A 17,653-nucleotide genomic window follows, 5' to 3' on the forward strand; every position below is an offset into this window, starting at 1 on the left:
TATTTAAATTAAATCAATTATTATGAAAAATCTTTTTAAACTTTTAGGATTAGTTCTGACATTGTTTATGATAAGCATTGCATGTTCTAGTGATGATGGCTCATCTTCAGATGATACTTTGGATAATACAGATGATGAGGTGGTCGTGACAGAACTTCATCCTGCATTCGAAGAGTTTGATGCAGACTATACAGACATTTATATAGATGGACCTAATTACGTCATCGAAACTATTGGCGTCCCAAATCACCCAACACCATATTACAGTGTGTCGCATCCATTGTATGTGGTACCTACTGTCACAAGTGAAGCACAAATGACACCAACTAGAATTGACACTTCAGGTCGAGATTTTGATGCATCACTGACAGTATCTGCAAATCCAGAAGCCGCTAGTTTTACAACAGCTACGCAATTGGGCGCTATCGGTATAGCAGTGAGTGGTGCCTTTATTTTTAATGATCAAGAAGGTGCTGGACCTTTAGATGCTGCTGCTGGTAGTCTAGATTATACGGGGGCACACATTGGTCCTAGCGTTTATCATTACCATTTAGAACCTCTGGCTTTCTCAAATGACGACGGAAATTTAGTTGGAATTATATCAGATGGCTTTTTTATTTATGGAAGACGCGATTATCCGTCTAATGATTACCCAACGGATTTGGATGAATCAGGTGGTCATTTTGGCCCGACCCCTCATAATCCTGATGGTGAATATCATTATCATATTATTAACGAAGTATATGGTTCACTTGGAAGGTATTTACTTTTTGCCGGGCCTTATCAAGGTACACCGAATGCGATTAATTAATTATATACCGTTATTATACTTGGTCTTTTTTGTTTGCTGTAGTAATCAGCCGGCCAAAGACACATACTCTGAATCAACCAAAGAAATAGTAGCTGTTATGGTTAATAAAAATCATATAGAATTAAACCCGGTAAAAGGACAATGGTTTTATGATAACCAACCATTTGAAGGTTACGCGGTTGCTTACTATGAAAATGATAGTATAGCTGAAAAAACGGGATTTTTAAATGGCAAGCGAGAAGGGAAATCGTATAAATATTATGATAATGGCCATATAAAAAGCGAATCGTATTATAAGGCAAACAGGTTCCATGGTGTAAAACGCAACTATTATAAAGATGGCGCTTTAGCTTCAGAATATAGATATGTTAATGGCAAAAAACATGGCGTTCAGAAAATATGGTTTCAAAATGGTCAACTGGCTAAAAAGAAAAACTTAGACAAAGGAAAGGAAGTAGGTATACAGCAATCTTGGCTTGAAAATGGGAAATTATACGTTAACTATGAAGCCAAGAACGGACGAATTTTTGGAATGCTGCGTGCGAATTCATGTTATAAACTAGAAAATGAAAATGTCGTTAAAAAGCAATAAAATCATATTTGTACTTGGACTGTTTGCACTAGCAATTTTTGGGTGCGACAATAAGCTAAAGTCGAAAGAAACTAGTAGAGTAGAGTATTTACCTTACTACAATGACGAAGCTTTTACTCCACATTGGATTATACCGAATTCAAAAGAAGAACGAAACTTTCATCAAATTCCTGAATTTAAATTAGCGAACCAACTAGGGGATACCATTACTGAAGAGACCTTTAAGAATAAAATTTATGTCACGGATTTTTTCTTTGCAAGCTGTCCTGGGATTTGTCCGCAAATGACAGGGAACATGTACAAACTACAAGAGGCATTTATAAATGATGATGATATTTTATTTTTATCGCACACCGTCACACCAACAAAAGATTCTGTTCCCGTTTTAAAAAACTATGCGAGAATACATGGGGTGATTGCCAATAAATGGCATTTGGTAACAGGGGACCGAACAGAGATATATAACTTAGGAAGAAACCAATACTTTGTAGAAAATGACCTAAGCGAGCCTAAAGACTTAAATGATTTTCTGCATACAGAGAACTTTTTATTAATTGATAAGGACAGGCATATTAGAGGAATTTACAATGGTTTAAACAGAGCTTCTATGATGCAACTCATTGAAGATATAAAGACCTTGAAGAACGAAAAATAAATTTTGGTTAGTTTATAGTTTGATTGATTATTGTTAGTTAGAGAGGCTTTGCGGTTATATCGCAAAGCTTTTCTATTTTTAGGGAAAAATCGAATTATGGGTTATATGCTTAGATATATAGTTGTTTGTTGTTTAATCGTCAGTTTCAGTGCTTGTAAACCAGATTATATACGACCAGATAATGTGTCTAATGTATTGATAGAACCCATATTTGAGGATTCAACAATTAGCGTTAGAGCTTTAGAATTTGATGATGAATATGTCTTCTATGGAAGTGCAGGTCAGTTTGGAAAACTAGCATTAGAAACACAACTTAAAATTGACTTGGACGCATTCTCGGCAAAAGCCGGTAGGGAATATCATAAACACATTATTGATAACGATGATGCAAAACCATTGAATTTTAGGGCTATTGCTCAAAACGAAGGTGATTTATTGGTAATATCAATTGCTAATCCAGCAAGACTCTATAAACTTTACAGAAAATCTACTCAGCCTAAATTGGTTTATGAGGAAATAGATGAAAAGGTCTTTTATGATGCCATGGACTTTTGGAATCATAAAGAAGGTATTGCTATTGGGGATCCTACAAAGGATTGCATGAGTATAATCATTACCAGAGATGGTGGAGAGACTTGGACAAAACTATCCTGCGATGTATTACCAAAAGCCAAAGAAGGCGAAGCCGCTTTTGCCGCCAGTGACACTAATATTTCTATAGTTGGCAATCATACCTGGGTCGCGACTGGAGGAAAGTCAAGTCGAATATTGTATTCGCCAGATAAAGGCAATACTTGGAAGGTTTTTGATACACCAATAATCCAAGGTAAAGCAACCACAGGAATGTATTCTATCGACTTTTATGATAAAGATAATGGCTTTGCTATTGGGGGTGATTACACCCAACCAAACGATACTTTAGCGAATAAAATAAGAACAAAAGATGGGGGGAAGACTTGGCAAGTGGTAGCTGATGGTAAAGGGCCTGGTTACAGGAGTTGTGTACAATATATTCCTAACCGTAATGCTAAGGAATTAGTGGCTGTAGGTTTTAAGGGCATTGACTATAGCAACAATGCTGGGGACACTTGGACGCATCTCAGTGATGAAGGCTTTTACACGATTCGATTTTTAAATGATTCTGTGGCCTATGCTGCTGGTAGGGGACGTATCAGTAAACTGACCTTTAGGGAATAAAAAAAGAAGCCAAATGGCTTCTTTCTCAGTTTTTTCTATTCATTCTTCGCTCTCTAAATTCTTTTAACTTCTCAAGGAGTCTTTTATTGAACTGATCCTCCACAGCTTTCAGCTTTAGTATTTTAACCGATGGGATCACCTTTTTTAAATCATTGACCAATTTAATTTTTGCAGCTAGTAGACTTTCTTCGGCTTTAATAAGCTTGGAAATTAATCGCTCTGCTTCTGCTTCTGACATATCAGGGTTTTGACGCATTTGCATTCTAACGGGTCTTATATTGCTCGACTTAATATCTTCTACAGTATCTTCATAAGCATTATAAATAGGCCAAAATCCTTGAGCTTCTTTTTCACTCAGGTCTAGCTGATTCGTAATGAAAGCAACTTTTTCTGCTTTGATACGTTCCCTCATTTTTTTTTCACCTCCTTGAGCGAAAGTGGATAAACTAAAGAATAATAATAGTATAGGGATTAATTTGTTACTCATGTCGTTTTTATTTTTTACGAAGTATTCGTGAATCTTCGATTTCATTTTATTGATATTTATTGTTGTAGTATAGATTCAATATCTGAGTTTTCTAGAAGATAGGATTCTAAATCATCTTCATCAAATTCAGGCTCAGTTATAGTAAAATCTTCTTCAAGGATGTCTGCATCTACTAATAGCTCTGCCAATTCATAACTGTCTAAATTGCTATCTTCAAAGTAGGTTTCTACCATTTCCGCTGAAATTCCATCATCTCCTTCATTGATGAATATGGCAAGCATTAATAGTAAGGATGCAGCAATGCCAGCAACATAGAAAAACGTTCTCCGTGTATTTAATTTAACGACAGGTTGATCTTTTGCTTCTAATCGACCGATAATTTTATCATCGAGTTTGTCAAAATAACCCTCGGGTACATTAAAGCCAGTGTCCTCAATACCACCTATAGACTTCTCATCTTTAATACGTTCGAAGAGTTCATCATCGAAAGACTCAAAGTAGTTATCAGGTGTTTTAAAACCTGTAGATTTAATCTTATGTAATTTATCGTTTTTCACCTTGTGCTGAACTTCTTTCAGTTTATATCTATGACTTCAAAATACTAAAATGGTTTAATCTGAAGTCAAAAAGCTTTCTATTTTTTTAACGGCTATATGGTAGGATGCTTTTAGGGATCCTTCACTGGTTTCTAAAATATCTGCGATGTCTTTATATTTTAAATTGTCAAAATATTTCATATTGAATACTAACTGCTGTTTTTGGGGTAATGTTGCAATGGCCTTTTGTAATTTTAGTTGAATCTCATCGCCTTCAAAATAGACGTCAGCGGTTAAATTGTTAATAGCTAATGTCTGGTGTTCCTCATTTGCTAGCTGCATGCGTTTGGCATTTTTGTTAATATGCGTAATGGATTCATTAGTGGCAATGCGGTATAACCAAGAATATAATTTGCTGTCTCCTTTAAATTTATCGATATTACGGTACACCTTTATGAAGGTATTCTGCAAGACATCATCGGCATCATCATGCGAAATCACAATCTTTCGTATATGCCAATACAAGCGCTCTTTATAGAGTTGTAGGAGTTCTCTAAAAGCGGCTTCTTTAGATGCGGGGTCTTGAAGGCGTAATATGAATTCAGTTTCGTTATTCAAGCAAAAAACTTTGGTATTTAGACCATTTAAATCACTAAAGGTTTAAAGGTAAACAATAATATTTTCTGATTTGACTAATAGGTATTGATTATCAATGATTTATGATTTTAAACATCGATTAAAAGCAAAAAAATACGATAAAAAGCGTTTTTTTCTTGGTTTATAGCATAATTTATTATATGTTTGACACAGCTTAACCTATTAACTGTTATCAGTTCCCCAAATCTGGTAACAACATGAGAAGGGTGTACGAAAGTGCACCCTTTTTTACTTTTGGAAGATAGCTTTTACCCGTTATTTTAAAGCTTACCACGATTTTATTTCTATGATAATGCATAAATATTGTACATTGGATAGATTTGATTCTTAAGACTTAATTACAATGAAAACCCTTAGCCTCCTTTTTTCACTATTGTTACCTGTGTTTGTATTTGCTCAAGTAGGTATTGGTACTACAGACCCTCAAAGTACTTTGGATATTAATGGTAACCTCTCCGTCAAACATGTGAGTTTAAGTGGCTCGGCTTCTCCTACACTTATAGATGATGGTGTTTATATATCTGTTAGCCCCACCTCTGATAACCAAGATTTTCAATTACCCGACCCAAGGGATTATCCAGGAAGAATTTACATTATTAGAAATGTTCAAGATGCATTTGATGCGGATATCACGATGGATGCAACAGTCACGGGAGCTGGTGTTAGATTTTTTCCTGGTGATAGCACCACTGGCATCATTCAAGTGGATATGGATACCGCTGTAGGATCTGGAAATACAACAAAAACCCTCATTTTTATTAGTGATGGTTCTAATTGGACTTATGGAACCTTAGGATTTTAGTCGTTTTTGATTCATTCTAGAAATCAATCAAAGCTCTGCATCTCCACAAGTTTCTTATAAACCCCATTTTTAGCAATTAATTCAGAGTGGGTACCATGCTCTGCAATTTCACCATTTTGCATCACTACAATGACATCTGCATTTTGAATAGTGGATAAGCGATGTGCAATGACAATTGAAGTTCTATTCTTCATCATATTCTCTAAGGCGTCCTGCACTAAACGCTCACTTTCAGTATCTAAAGCCGAAGTTGCCTCATCTAAAATCATGATAGGTGGATTCTTAAGTACTGCTCTGGCAATACTTAAACGTTGCTTTTGACCACCAGAGACTTTAGTTCCAGAATCACCGATGTTGTAGTCTAATTGACCTTTTAATTTTTTTACGAATTCCCAAGCATTAGCTATTTTCAGTGCATCAATAATTTCCTCATCGGTGGCGTTTGGTTTCCCCAATTTCAAATTATTTCTGATAGTATCGTTAAAGAGTATAGAATCCTGTGTAACGATTCCCATTAGATGACGTACGGAATGTTTGGTGAGATCTTTAATGTTGTCTCCATCAATGCATATGCTTCCTTCGTTGACATCGTAGAAGCGTGTCACCAAATTGGCAATGGTGCTTTTACCACTTCCCGATTGTCCGACAAGAGCCACACTTTTTCCTTTGGGAACGATGAGCGAGAAATTTTTAAGCACATAGTCCTCTTCGTACTTAAATGAAATATTATTGAGTTTTATTTGAGACTCAAATGTGTCTTTGGACTTGGCATTTGGAATATCTTCTAAAGGTGATTTTGTTTCTAGAATTTCTAAAATTCTGTCTGCCGCTGCATTACCTGCTTTTACTTTGTAACTTGCTTTGCTTATTGCTTTTGCAGGTGTTAATATCTGATATGCAAGTGCCATATACGTTATAAACGCACCACCCGTAAGTGCTTTATCAATTAATACCATAGAGCCACCATACCATAGAAGTGCAGCAATAGTAATAATTCCTAAAAACTCACTTGTAGGTGAGGCCAAATTTTGTCGATTCATTAATTTGTTAGAAAAACTGTAGAATCGATTTGTCGATTCTTGGAACTGATTGTTAAAATGATTTTCAGCGTTGAAACCTTTAATCACTTTAAGCCCGCTTAATGTCTCTTCTAAAGTTGAAAGGAAAATTCCTTGTTCGGTTTGAACTCTATTGGATTTTTTCTTCAAACTTTTTCCTATTCTTGAAATAATAAATCCAGAGATTGGAATAAATAAAAAAACAAATATGGTCAGTTTAACAGAGATAGTAAACATTGCAATAATTGCAAATAAAATAGTTAACGGTTCTTTCACTATTAATTCTAAAATTGCAAGAAGTGAATTTTTAACCTCATTGACATCACCAGAGATTCTAGCAATGATATCTCCTTTTTTCTTTTCTGAGTAGTAGGAAATGGGTAGAGTCAGTACTTTATCATAAATCTCATTTCTTAAACCTTTCAAGACCCCATTTCTCAAAAAAGTTATAAAATATAGTCCCAGATAATTGAAGAAGTTCTTAAGTAAAAATAAGGAAATAATTAGAATTATCATGTACAGCAAAGAGCGCTGAGGTCCAAATTGCTCGGACGTTGTAGTTATAAAATAATTCATTGAACTCTCTAAGTATTCCTTCAGATTTGTGAAGCCAGAATACACTGGTTTTACTGAAACCTTTTGACCCTCACCAAAGAGCACATTAATCATTGGCATCAATGAGACCATTGCCAAGGTGCTAAAAAGGGCATAGAGTATATTCGAAATTATATTTAAAATCCCATAACGCTTGTATGGGATAATAAATCTAGAAAGTTTTTTTAAATAATTCATGCATTATAAATTCATATCCTTAAGGATAGCATCGATCTTGTTTTCCAATAATTGCTCCGTTTCTTTAAAAGCAGACATATTGTCAAGTGATGTATTAACGCTAATATAGAATTTGATCTTAGGTTCAGTGCCGCTCGGCCTAAGCGCAATTTTACTGCCGTCTTTTGTGTAATAGATCAGAACATTAGATTTAGGAATGTCAATGGTTTCTTCCGTGCCATTTACCATGTTTTTAGCTATAGACAGTTGGTAATCCTCTATGCGTATCACTCTAGAGCCGTTCACTTCCTTAAATGGATTTTCCCTAGCATCTATCATAATTTGCTTAATCTCTTGAGCGCCCTCAATCCCTTTCTTGGTCAAGGATACTAAGCGTTCTTTATAAAAGCCGTGCTCCACATATAAATCTATTAGAGATTGATACATAGTTTTTCCGTCGGCTTTTGCTTGTGCCGCAATTTCACAGGCTAAAAGTGTAGAAGTAACGGCATCTTTATCCCTAACAAAATCACCAACCATAAAGCCAAAACTTTCCTCGCCACCACCAATAAAGTCTAACTCTGGAAAATCTTTTATCATCTTGGCAATCCATTTAAAACCAGTAAGACCTACTTTGCACTCCACGTCATAAGCTTCGGTCAATACCGACATCATTGGTGTAGAAACGATGGTTGATCCTACAAATTGATTGCCATTTATTTTATTGGCGTTCTTCCATTGTTTGAGTAAGAAATCCGTCATTAAAAGCATGGTTTGATTACCATTGAGAATCACTAGCTCATTTTCTAGATTACGAACAACTACACCCAAACGGTCACAATCGGGATCTGTACCTATAACGATATCTCCATCAACTTTCTCAGCTAGGGCCATAGCCATTTTGAGGGCTTCAGGTTCTTCAGGATTAGGTGAGACTACGGTTGGGAAATCGCCATTGGGATCGGCTTGCTCTTCCACAATATGAACATTGCTATACCCCGCACGTTTTAAGGTTTCAGGAATTGACATAATAGAGGTGCCGTGCAAAGACGTGAACACAATATTGAGGTTTTCTTTGGCCGTGGATGGGGTATTAAAGCTTCCGTTTTTTATAGACGATGCAATAAAAACATCATCAACTTCCTGTCCTACATATTGAATTAAATCGGCATTAGATGCAAACTTAACTTCAGCATAATCCAATTGATTGATTTCTGCAATAATGTCTCCATCTTGTGGTGGTACCAATTGCCCACCATCTTGCCAATACACTTTATAACCATTGTATTCTGGCGGATTATGAGACGCAGTTAAGACAATACCACAATGACAATTCAAATGCTTCAAGGCAAAGGAAAGCTCTGGAGTTGGTCTTAGGTCTTCGAATAAATATACCTGAATGCCGTTGGCTGAAAATACATCTGCCACTACTTTTCCGAAGGTTTTACTGTTATGTCTGCAGTCATAAGCAATGGCCACTTTTACGGTCTCATTGGGAAATGATGCCTTGAGGTAATTGCTTAATCCCTGTGTATTTTTGCCTAAAGTATATTTGTTAATTCGGTTGGTGCCCAATCCCATTATACCCCGCATACCACCGGTTCCAAACTCTAAATCTTTATAAAAACTTTCTTCCAATCCCTTAGGGTCAGAAGCAATCATATGTTTTATCTGTTCTTGTGTGTCATTGTCGAATGTTGGAGTTAACCAGGCATTAACACGTTCTAAAATTTCAGGCTTTATGTAAATCATGAGAAAAAAATATAGTAATACAAAAGTAAACAATCTAAGAGATGCATACTTAAATACAGAAGATAATTCTATGTTATGATATATTTAAGGCTTCTTTAATATAATAGCGCTGTTGCTGACGTTTAGATCTTAGGATTAATTCCCCTAGAAAGCCCGCAATAAATAATTGAGATCCAATAATCATGGTGGTGAGAGCAATATAAAATTGGGGTCTATCGGTAATGAGACGTCCTGTTGGATTAAAAAATAGTTTATCCAAACCTAAATAAAACGCAAAGCCAAAACCAATAACAAACATAAGTACCCCTAAAGCTCCGAAAAGGTGCATAGGCCGTTTGCCAAAGCGAGACACAAACCAGATGGTGATTAAGTCTAAAAATCCATTGATAAAACGGTTCATTCCAAATTTGGTTTTCCCATATTTACGAGCTTGGTGCTTCACTACTTTTTCACCGATATTTATAAAACCTGCATTTTTTGCCAAGACTGGGATGTATCTGTGCATTTCCCCATAAACATCAATATGTTTTACGACCGTATTACTATAAGCCTTAAGCCCACAATTAAAATCGTGTAATTTTACACCTGACGTGCGTCTGGCAGCCCAATTGAATAGTTTTGAAGGCAAGTTTTTGGTAATTACAGCGTCGTAGCGTTTCTTTTTCCAGCCAGAGATGAGGTCGTATTTGCCTTCTGTCACCATCTGATATAATTCTGGAATTTCTTCGGGATTATCCTGAAGGTCCGCATCCATAGTAATGACCACATCACCTTGGGCTTGGGCAAAACCTGCATGTAAGGCTTGTGATTTTCCAAAATTCTTTAAAAAACGAATCCCTTTAACGTTTGGATTTTGATTACTCAGTTCTGTAATCACTTGCCAAGAGCCATCAGTACTTCCATCATCTATAAATAGAATCTCATAAGACAACGAATTGGACTGCATCACAGATACAATCCAATCGTATAATTCTTTTAAAGATTCCTTTTCGTTAAGTAGTGGTATGACTACAGATAGGTTCATACAGATGCTGTCTAAGATTCTTAAACAGCAAAAATAAAGAAATTATTTAAGCAGTAATTATGATTTACTGCGCATTACCAATCCGCCAATCAATGACCAGATCAAACCAAAAAGTGCACTCATTGCTATCCAAATTGCAGACCCAAGAAAAGGATTAAACATCATTTCCATAAATTTGATGCTTTGGTCTATTTGCTCTTGAGGCATGTCAGGATTTTGTTCAATCATTGTATCTCTAGTCACTTCCATAAGCTGGCCCATAAATTCTGGATCTATGACATAGTTAAAAAGGATACCATAAATGACATAGACAATTGCACTTATAACACCTATGACGACTCCTAGTTTTATAGCATTTCCTAAGGTGAGTACATTAGCGTTATTTTTTTTGAAAGCGCTTATCGCATACATGATGACTATTGGGAAAACAATATAATATACCGTTTGAGGCCACCGAGCCCCTTCTAAAGCCTGTCCAGTGACATAGCTAACGACACTTAAAGCAATCATTACGACACCTAAGATGATACCATAATTCATTGCAAATTTACCAACAGCTGGTTTTTGATCTTCCATAATTTTGAATGGTTTTAGTTAATTGACTAGTTAGTACTCAAAGATAGTGAATTGTTACAGGAATTTAGAAAATAAAAATTGCGTAAAAAGATTGTAGATTTAGAAAAAATACTTAAATTTGCACCTCGAAAAAATCGAAACTATTTAAAGCATTTAGTGATGAAAGCAGAAATACATCCAAAAAATTATAGAGTAGTAGCATTCAAGGACATGTCTAATGACGATATCTTTTTAACAAAGTCTACTGCAGATACAAATGAGACTATTGAGGTTGATGGTGTTGAATATCCATTGGTAAAATTGGAAATTTCTAGAACTTCTCATCCTTATTACACTGGTAAGTCTAAATTGGTAGATACAGCAGGTCGTATCGATAAATTCAAAAACAAATACGCCAAGTTTAAGAAATAAGCTTGGTTTACAGATAAACGTAAAAAGCCTTTCTATAATCAGAAAGGCTTTTTTGTTTTCTGCAATTCAATTACTTTTGAAATATAACTATGCTATGGGTTAGATAGAAAACTTCTAGCTTCGTACTTAAAACTTCAAGCTTAGCATGAACTATATACTTTTTGATGGCCCTTATCGCGACAACCTTTTACCATTTACCTATACGAGACCCGTTGCAGATATCCGAATTGGTATTTTAACGATTCGTCAAAAATGGGAATCCTATTTAGAATATACCACAACAACGGTCACCGAAGATTATTTATCCGATAAGTTCCCCATGGTGGAAATGGAAGATAATATCATGATTAATGCGTCTTTTCTTCCCAATGCTGAGGTTATTGAATTTGTGAAAAATTTGAAGCACAATCAAGCCTTATTCAAAGGCGAAGATGTCATTGCGTTTTTTGCTAAGGAAGGTGAGGAAGTCAATGATTTTTCAAAATTTGAAGCTATCGAGTTTCAGAGAGCTATTGGAAAAGTAGAGCACACTTGGGATATTTTTTCTAAAAACGGCGAGGCCATTGAAGAAGATTATAACCTCATTACTAAAGGCAGAAAGTCCCAACCGATTCCAACGACGGTCCAAACCATAAATCCCGAAAACATTTTTATCGAAAAAGGGGCGAAATTAAACTTTGTGGCCCTGAATGCAAGCTCGGGTCCTATATATATAGGTAGAGATGCTGAGATTATGGAGGGCTCAGTAGTGAGAGGGCCATTAGCACTTTGTCATAATGCTACTTTAAAATTAGCTACAAAAATCTATGGGCCCACCACAGTTGGTCCTCATAGCAAAGTTGGTGGCGAAGTGAATAACTCAGTAATTTTTGGCTATTCTAATAAAGGACATGATGGATTTTTGGGAAATTCGGTTTTAGGAGAATGGTGTAATCTAGGTGCCGACACGAATAATAGCAACTTAAAAAACAACTACGCCGAAGTGCGACTCTGGGACTATAAAACAGGGGGCTTTGCCAAAACGGGATTGCAATTTTGTGGCCTCATGATGGGAGATCATAGCAAATGTGGTATCAATACCATGTTTAATACTGGTACGGTTGTTGGTGTAAGTGCCAATATCTTTGGAAGTGGATTCCCGCGCAATTTTGTACCTAGCTTTTCCTGGGGTGGAAGTAAAGGTTTTGTAACCTATAAAACCAATAAAGCTTTTGAAGTTGCTGAAGTGGTAATGGCAAGGCGAAAAGAAGCATTTACAGAGAAGGATAAAGCAATTTTAGATCACGTTTTTGAAGTGACTAAACCTTATAGAAGAGAATAATATGAAGCTTAAAACCAAATTTACAGGACTACTTATTTTAGCCTTAGGCTATGGCTTCTCGCAAAGTGAAGATGTGGAAGTTAAAAAGCTTAAGATCAATAACGAACTCGATCATTTTGCAGCGCGTGTGGTCGGTGACAAACTTTTTTTTAGCTATAACCTTACCACAAAACGAGGAAGAGCTATCAAGGATAAGTACGATGGATTTATTTATACCATGTACGAAGCACCTCTAAGTAATGATGGTGAGATCAATGATGCTCAAGCCATTACCAAGACAGAGTTGGGACGATTTAATATGTCGGCCGCGACATTTTCTAAAGATGGGAAGTACATGTATTTTACAACCAATCAATTAGGTAAAGGCACCAATAAAATTAAAGGTATTGAGACTTATAACTTGCAAATTAGACGTGCCGAGTATGTTGAAGGCAAAGGCTGGACCAATTTTGAGACCCTACCATTTTGCAAACCAAATTATAATTATGCGCATCCTGCATTGAGCCCGGATGGCAATACTCTGTATTTTATCGCTGATGTAAGGGGAACTAAGGGAAAATCGGACTTGTATAAGGTGTCAGTAACAAATCACAATAGCTATGGCGAAATCACAAGTTTAGGCGAAACCATTAATTCTTCGCGTACAGAGATTTTTCCTTTCGTCAGTGCAGATAACAAATTGTATTTCTCATCGAATCGCAGAGGGGGAAAAGGAGGCATCGATATCTATGTATACGATTTAAACTCTAGTAATAGTGAGCAAGTACCGGTATCCTTAGAAAAGCCTATCAACAGTAGAGGTGATGATTTTTCATTTTTCTTAAATGACGACCTAACCACGGGTTATCTATCCTCAAGACGACTTAAAGGTGAAGGTGGTGATGATCTCTATTATTTTGAGAAGTTTTGATAGTTTAGGTATTAGGTATTAGGTATTAGGTATTAGGTATTAGGTATTAGGTATTGGGTGTTAGGTGGTTTTTGTATACTGAGCACTGACTACTGATCACCGATTACTGACTATTGCTTACTAACAGCCTTCAACTCTAACAAATTCGTCGCGTTAATTCCAAGACCATTAACCTCTTTTCTGGTAAAGCGCACTACTTCATCGTAAAACAAAGGTACTATTGGAGCAGATGTCATCACCAAGGAGTCCATTTTAGTATAGAGTACGGCTCTTAGATTCGGGTCAGTTTCCAAATAAGAAGCTTCATACAATTGGTCGAATTCATCACTAGTATAATGTGTATAGTTGGGACCATTGGGCGCAAAATTCTTGCTGTAGTACAGTGACAAATAATTTTCGGCATCGGGATAATCCGCCACCCAACTGGCTCTAAAAAAGTCCAATTGTCCATTGGCTTTGGCGTCTTTTAGACTAGAAGCCGGAATCACATCCACGTTAACTTGTAGTCCAATTTTTTGAAGTTCGCGCTGAATAAACTCACAAAAACTGAGATAGTTGCTCGTTGTAGTTAAAGTCACTTCAGGATTTTGGATTCCCGTTTCGGATTTAAACGCTGCAATAAGACGCTTTGCTTTTTCGGGCTGATAGGTGAAACCAATCGCATCATCATGACCAGGCAAACCTTTCGGAATAAAACCTCCATGAGCGGGGATACCTATGCCATTTCTTAGATAGGTCATCATAGTCGCTCTATCGAAGCCGTAGTTTATAGCTGTTCTGAGTTTTAAGGCTTGCAAAGCGTCAACGTCAGTTTCCATAAAAAATGCTAGGTATTCGGTATTGAGGTAGGGTCCACGAATCATATTGACCTCATTGGCATAGAGAGCTCTCAGTGTTCCATCGGCCGTTAAAATTTCATCCTTATAGGAGGCGTCCAAACCCGAAACAAAATCAATATTACCTTGGGCAAACTGTAAAAATTCACTTTGCTTATCGGGTAAAAAGGTAATAGCAATAGCTTCTAAATAAGGTAAGGGCTGCCCTTTATCGTCGTTTTCAAAATAATGGTTATTTCGTCTAAAAACGAGTTTAATATTTTCTTCCCAACGTTTAAGTTTAAATGGGCCAGTACCAATGGGATTAGACCTAAAATCACTACCATAATGTTCCACAATTTCTTTGGGAACCACAGAACAGTATTTCATGGTTAATAGACCTAAAAAGGCTGGAAAAGGCTGCTTTAACCTAATTTGAAAAGTAGAGTCGTTAAGAGCGGAGAAGTTTTCAACTTTATTTAAGACCCAACTTCCGGGAGAGGCTATGGATTTATCCTTAAGTCGATTAAAACTGTATTCAAAGTCTGAGGCATTTACAGTTCTTGTTGAATCTTGGTTGCTGAGCGCTGTCGAAGTACCGAAAAGATGATGCTTATGAAAAAACACATCATTCCTTAATGAGAAAGTATAAGTAGTTGCACTATCGGTCACTGTCCAATGCTTTGCAATACACGGCTTAACATTGAGTTGATCATCCATTTGTACCAGGCCATTAAACAGCTGATGCGTGGCCCAAATATCAGCAATATCTTTAGAAAAAGCAGGATCTAAAGAGCCTATGTTTTTATGTTCGTTATATCTAAATACCAAATGGTCTTTACTAGAGTCATCCTTCGACCTACAAGAACATATAATAAGGGCAATAATTAAGTATTTGAATAAGAGCTTACTGGGTTTTTGCATGTAACTAATTATGTTGTAAATTTGCAGCCACAAAAATTTAAGGTATTTTTCCTTAAAAATTTAGCCTTAAAGGTAAATTTAAAAAGATCCTGAAGCAAGTTCGGGGCAACAAAAGATGGAAACAAAAAAAGTCGCATTTTACACCTTAGGATGTAAGCTCAATTTCTCTGAGACGTCTACCATAGCTAGGAGTTTTGGTAATGAGGGATTTGACCGTGTGGACTTTAAGGAAAAGGCAGATATCTATGTGATCAATACCTGTTCTGTTACCGAGAATGCGGACAAGCGTTTTAAGACCATTGTAAAGCAAGCACAAAAGGTAAATCCGGACGCTTTTGTGGCGGCCATTGGTTGCTATGCCCAATTAAAACCACAAGAATTAGCTGATGTTGAGGGCGTGGATTTGGTGTTGGGAGCCACCGAAAAATTCAACGTAACCTATTACATCAATGAACTACTTAGCAATCCTGAACGCGGTCGAAGGGCTGGAGAAGTCCATAGTTGCGAAATAGAAGCGGCAGATTTCTACGTCGGTAGTTATTCTATTGGTGACAGAACCCGAGCGTTTTTAAAGGTTCAAGATGGTTGTGATTATAAATGTACCTATTGTACGATTCCTCTAGCGAGAGGCATTTCACGTAGTGATACTATGGACAATGTCCTTAAAAATGCAAAAGAAATCTCTGAGCAAGGCATTAAAGAAATCGTGTTGACCGGAGTTAATATTGGAGATTATGGAAAAGGGGAGTTTGGTAATAAAAAACACGAGCATACCTTTTTAGACTTGGTCACTGAACTCGATAAGGTAGAAGGCATCGAACGCTTAAGAATATCGTCTATAGAGCCTAATTTGCTTAAGAACGAAACTATAGAACTGGTTTCAAGATCTAGGGCTTTTGTACCGCATTTCCATGTGCCTTTACAGAGTGGAAGCAATGACATCCTTAAAAAAATGAAACGGCGCTATATGCGAGAGTTATATGTGGATCGCGTTTCTAAAATCAAAGAAGTGATGCCGCATGCTTGCATTGGTGTGGATGTTATCGTAGGCTTTCCTGGTGAAACGGATGAACACTTTCTAGAGACTTATAATTTTTTGAACGCATTGGATATTTCTTATTTGCATGTATTCACCTACTCGGAGCGCGACAATACTGAAGCCGCTTCAATGGACGGTGTAGTGCCAAAAGATGTAAGAGCAAAACGAAGTAAAATGCTTAGAGGCTTGTCTGCAAAAAAGCGCAGAGCCTTTTATGAAAAACAACTTCATACCCAACGAATGGTCTTATTCGAAGGGGAAAATAAAGAAGGCTATATCCATGGATTTACCGAAAACTATGTCAAGGTTAAAACCCCTTGGAATCCTGAATTGGTCAATACACTTCATAAAGTCCACCTTACCCAAATTGATGATGACGGTTTAGTGAGATTTGAATTTCTACCGCAACCGGCTTTAAAGACCGTTTTTTAATCTGTAACTTTAGTTGTATATTAGTGTATTAAATCATTAATTCACAAGTTGTTATGAAGAAAGTCTTGTTTTTACTTTTTTTATTATCGGGATTAGTTTTGGTATCCTCGTGTAGTAAGGAAGAAAATCTTGCTGAAGAACTAGAAGTCACAATTAATGGGCAAGAATTGACCTTTAATACTATTATAGTCGATCGCCAAGGGTCAATAGATGAAAGATACTATTCGGCAGTAATTAATAGTAATACCAGTAGGATTATTACGTTTTATGCTAATGTAGGAGAAGATGGTGAAAATGCTGTTCAAAATTTTACGTATACCATTAGAGGTAGAATATACAAACAGATGCAGAGTAGTGATATGTTTATTGGAGATGTACGTATCAACAACAATGCGCATTTCGCTATGGATTTTTCAGGGACACTATCGTCTTATGATGCAGAGACGGATACCTATGATTCCATTATACTTACCGACGGAAGTATGGATGTAGAATATTAATAAAAAAACCCAAAACATTTTTGTTTTGGGTTTTTATGTTTGTGTATTTCTTTTTCAAATTATATGCGAATGCCAACTGGAAGCATACGCTTATATTTTCTGTTGCTTCTTACGAATTTTGCAATCTCAGGACTAGTAGGGACAACGCTAATGTTTCGATCTTTAATATCGTCAAACACCATCGCTAAAAATTCTTTTTCAAATTCCACGGTTTTGATAGTCTCAGGTATGACTAACTTTGTTAAGAATATCTTACGTTCTTGCAGGGAATACTCTATAACAGCCATCTCATTTTCAACCTTTAATTCATATTGACGCAGAAAGTCATTATCAATCAATTCAGCAGTTTCAGTCATAATTTTCTTTGTTTTTTAAGTTAGCGG

General features: G+C 36.4%; 19 protein-coding genes. 10 read left to right on the forward strand and 9 right to left on the reverse strand.

Going from position 1 to position 17,653, the window contains the following annotated elements; genetic code table 11:
- The first annotated feature begins 22 nt into the window (after nucleotides 1–22).
- The 4 genes from ACO052_RS10655 (at nucleotide 23) to ACO052_RS10670 (ending at nucleotide 3,255) form a co-directional block, all read left to right on the forward strand.
- Nucleotides 23–811 (forward strand): YHYH protein, encoded by a 789-nt coding sequence (locus ACO052_RS10655; protein WP_422107998.1) that lies wholly within the window; start codon nucleotides 23–25, stop codon nucleotides 809–811.
- A gap of 97 nt (nucleotides 812–908) precedes the next feature.
- Complete coding sequence (locus ACO052_RS10660) at nucleotides 909–1,403, forward strand: toxin-antitoxin system YwqK family antitoxin (protein WP_422107999.1); 495 nt, start codon at nucleotides 909–911, stop codon at nucleotides 1,401–1,403.
- Nucleotides 1,384–2,058 (forward strand): SCO family protein, encoded by a 675-nt coding sequence (locus ACO052_RS10665; protein ID WP_422108000.1) that lies wholly within the window; start codon nucleotides 1,384–1,386, stop codon nucleotides 2,056–2,058. Before ACO052_RS10660 ends, ACO052_RS10665 begins: the two co-directional genes overlap by 20 nt.
- A gap of 105 nt (nucleotides 2,059–2,163) precedes the next feature.
- Nucleotides 2,164–3,255: an oxidoreductase gene (locus tag ACO052_RS10670; protein ID WP_422108001.1), complete on the forward strand. Its 1,092-nt coding sequence runs from the start codon at nucleotides 2,164–2,166 to the stop codon at nucleotides 3,253–3,255.
- A 25-nt stretch (nucleotides 3,256–3,280) separates the two neighbouring features.
- Here the strand turns inward: ACO052_RS10670 and ACO052_RS10675 are convergent, their stop codons facing one another.
- The 3 genes from ACO052_RS10675 to ACO052_RS10685 are packed head-to-tail and all read right to left on the reverse strand — an operon-like array spanning nucleotide 3,281 to nucleotide 4,896.
- The gene (locus tag ACO052_RS10675; protein WP_422108002.1) at nucleotides 3,281–3,742 is read right to left on the reverse strand and encodes a sensor of ECF-type sigma factor; all 462 of its coding nucleotides are present in this window, start codon (nucleotides 3,740–3,742) and stop codon (nucleotides 3,281–3,283) included.
- Nucleotides 3,743–3,798: 56 nt separating this feature from the next.
- A complete protein-coding gene (locus ACO052_RS10680; RefSeq protein WP_422108003.1) occupies nucleotides 3,799–4,299 on the reverse strand; it encodes a hypothetical protein in 501 nt (166 codons plus the stop codon).
- 54 nt (nucleotides 4,300–4,353) lie between these two features.
- On the reverse strand, nucleotides 4,354–4,896 hold the full coding sequence (locus tag ACO052_RS10685; protein WP_422108004.1) for an RNA polymerase sigma factor: 543 nt from the start codon (nucleotides 4,894–4,896) through the stop codon (nucleotides 4,354–4,356).
- Between the two features lie 382 nt (nucleotides 4,897–5,278).
- Between ACO052_RS10685 and ACO052_RS10690 the strand changes: the two genes are divergently transcribed.
- A complete protein-coding gene (locus tag ACO052_RS10690) occupies nucleotides 5,279–5,737 on the forward strand; it encodes a hypothetical protein (RefSeq protein ID WP_422108005.1) in 459 nt (152 codons plus the stop codon).
- A 23-nt stretch (nucleotides 5,738–5,760) separates the two neighbouring features.
- Here ACO052_RS10690 and ACO052_RS10695 read toward each other — a convergent pair whose 3' ends face one another.
- The 4 genes from ACO052_RS10695 to ACO052_RS10710 form a co-directional block, all read right to left on the reverse strand.
- Complete coding sequence (locus tag ACO052_RS10695) at nucleotides 5,761–7,587, reverse strand: ABC transporter ATP-binding protein (protein ID WP_422108006.1); 1,827 nt, start codon at nucleotides 7,585–7,587, stop codon at nucleotides 5,761–5,763.
- A gap of 3 nt (nucleotides 7,588–7,590) precedes the next feature.
- Nucleotides 7,591–9,318, reverse strand: a complete 1,728-nt coding sequence (locus ACO052_RS10700) for a phospho-sugar mutase (protein ID WP_422108007.1) — start codon at nucleotides 9,316–9,318, stop codon at nucleotides 7,591–7,593.
- Between the two features lie 73 nt (nucleotides 9,319–9,391).
- Nucleotides 9,392–10,342, reverse strand: a complete 951-nt coding sequence (locus tag ACO052_RS10705) for a glycosyltransferase family 2 protein (RefSeq protein WP_422108008.1) — start codon at nucleotides 10,340–10,342, stop codon at nucleotides 9,392–9,394.
- Nucleotides 10,343–10,399: 57 nt separating this feature from the next.
- The gene (locus ACO052_RS10710; protein ID WP_422108009.1) at nucleotides 10,400–10,918 is read right to left on the reverse strand and encodes a DUF4199 domain-containing protein; all 519 of its coding nucleotides are present in this window, start codon (nucleotides 10,916–10,918) and stop codon (nucleotides 10,400–10,402) included.
- Nucleotides 10,919–11,077: 159 nt separating this feature from the next.
- Between ACO052_RS10710 and ACO052_RS10715 the strand changes: the two genes are divergently transcribed.
- The 3 genes from ACO052_RS10715 to ACO052_RS10725 all read left to right on the forward strand — a co-directional run bounded on the left by ACO052_RS10715 (nucleotide 11,078) and on the right by ACO052_RS10725 (nucleotide 13,560).
- Complete coding sequence (locus ACO052_RS10715) at nucleotides 11,078–11,329, forward strand: type B 50S ribosomal protein L31 (protein WP_422108010.1); 252 nt, start codon at nucleotides 11,078–11,080, stop codon at nucleotides 11,327–11,329.
- A 145-nt stretch (nucleotides 11,330–11,474) separates the two neighbouring features.
- Nucleotides 11,475–12,650, forward strand: a complete 1,176-nt coding sequence (locus ACO052_RS10720; RefSeq protein ID WP_422108011.1) for a GlmU family protein — start codon at nucleotides 11,475–11,477, stop codon at nucleotides 12,648–12,650.
- Between the two features lies 1 nt (nucleotide 12,651).
- On the forward strand, nucleotides 12,652–13,560 hold the full coding sequence (locus tag ACO052_RS10725) for a TolB family protein (protein WP_422108012.1): 909 nt from the start codon (nucleotides 12,652–12,654) through the stop codon (nucleotides 13,558–13,560).
- Nucleotides 13,561–13,670: 110 nt separating this feature from the next.
- Here ACO052_RS10725 and ACO052_RS10730 read toward each other — a convergent pair whose 3' ends face one another.
- Nucleotides 13,671–15,299, reverse strand: coding sequence for an ABC transporter substrate-binding protein (locus ACO052_RS10730; RefSeq protein ID WP_422108013.1), 1,629 nt, complete (start codon nucleotides 15,297–15,299; stop codon nucleotides 13,671–13,673).
- Between the two features lie 115 nt (nucleotides 15,300–15,414).
- Here ACO052_RS10730 and mtaB point away from each other — a divergent pair, with 115 nt between their 5' ends.
- Together mtaB and ACO052_RS10740 are read left to right on the forward strand one after the other, a co-directional pair.
- Nucleotides 15,415–16,770: a tRNA (N(6)-L-threonylcarbamoyladenosine(37)-C(2))-methylthiotransferase MtaB gene (mtaB, locus tag ACO052_RS10735; RefSeq protein WP_422108014.1), complete on the forward strand. Its 1,356-nt coding sequence runs from the start codon at nucleotides 15,415–15,417 to the stop codon at nucleotides 16,768–16,770.
- A gap of 53 nt (nucleotides 16,771–16,823) precedes the next feature.
- Nucleotides 16,824–17,270, forward strand: a complete 447-nt coding sequence (locus tag ACO052_RS10740) for a hypothetical protein (RefSeq protein WP_422108015.1) — start codon at nucleotides 16,824–16,826, stop codon at nucleotides 17,268–17,270.
- A gap of 59 nt (nucleotides 17,271–17,329) precedes the next feature.
- On the opposite strand, the gene ACO052_RS10745 is transcribed toward ACO052_RS10740, so the two are convergent.
- A complete protein-coding gene (locus tag ACO052_RS10745; RefSeq protein WP_422108016.1) occupies nucleotides 17,330–17,626 on the reverse strand; it encodes an N-acetyltransferase in 297 nt (98 codons plus the stop codon).
- Between the last annotated feature and the right edge of the window lie 27 nt (nucleotides 17,627–17,653).

The organism is Winogradskyella sp. (assembly GCF_965228925.1).
Lineage (GTDB): Bacteria > Bacteroidota > Bacteroidia > Flavobacteriales > Flavobacteriaceae > Winogradskyella.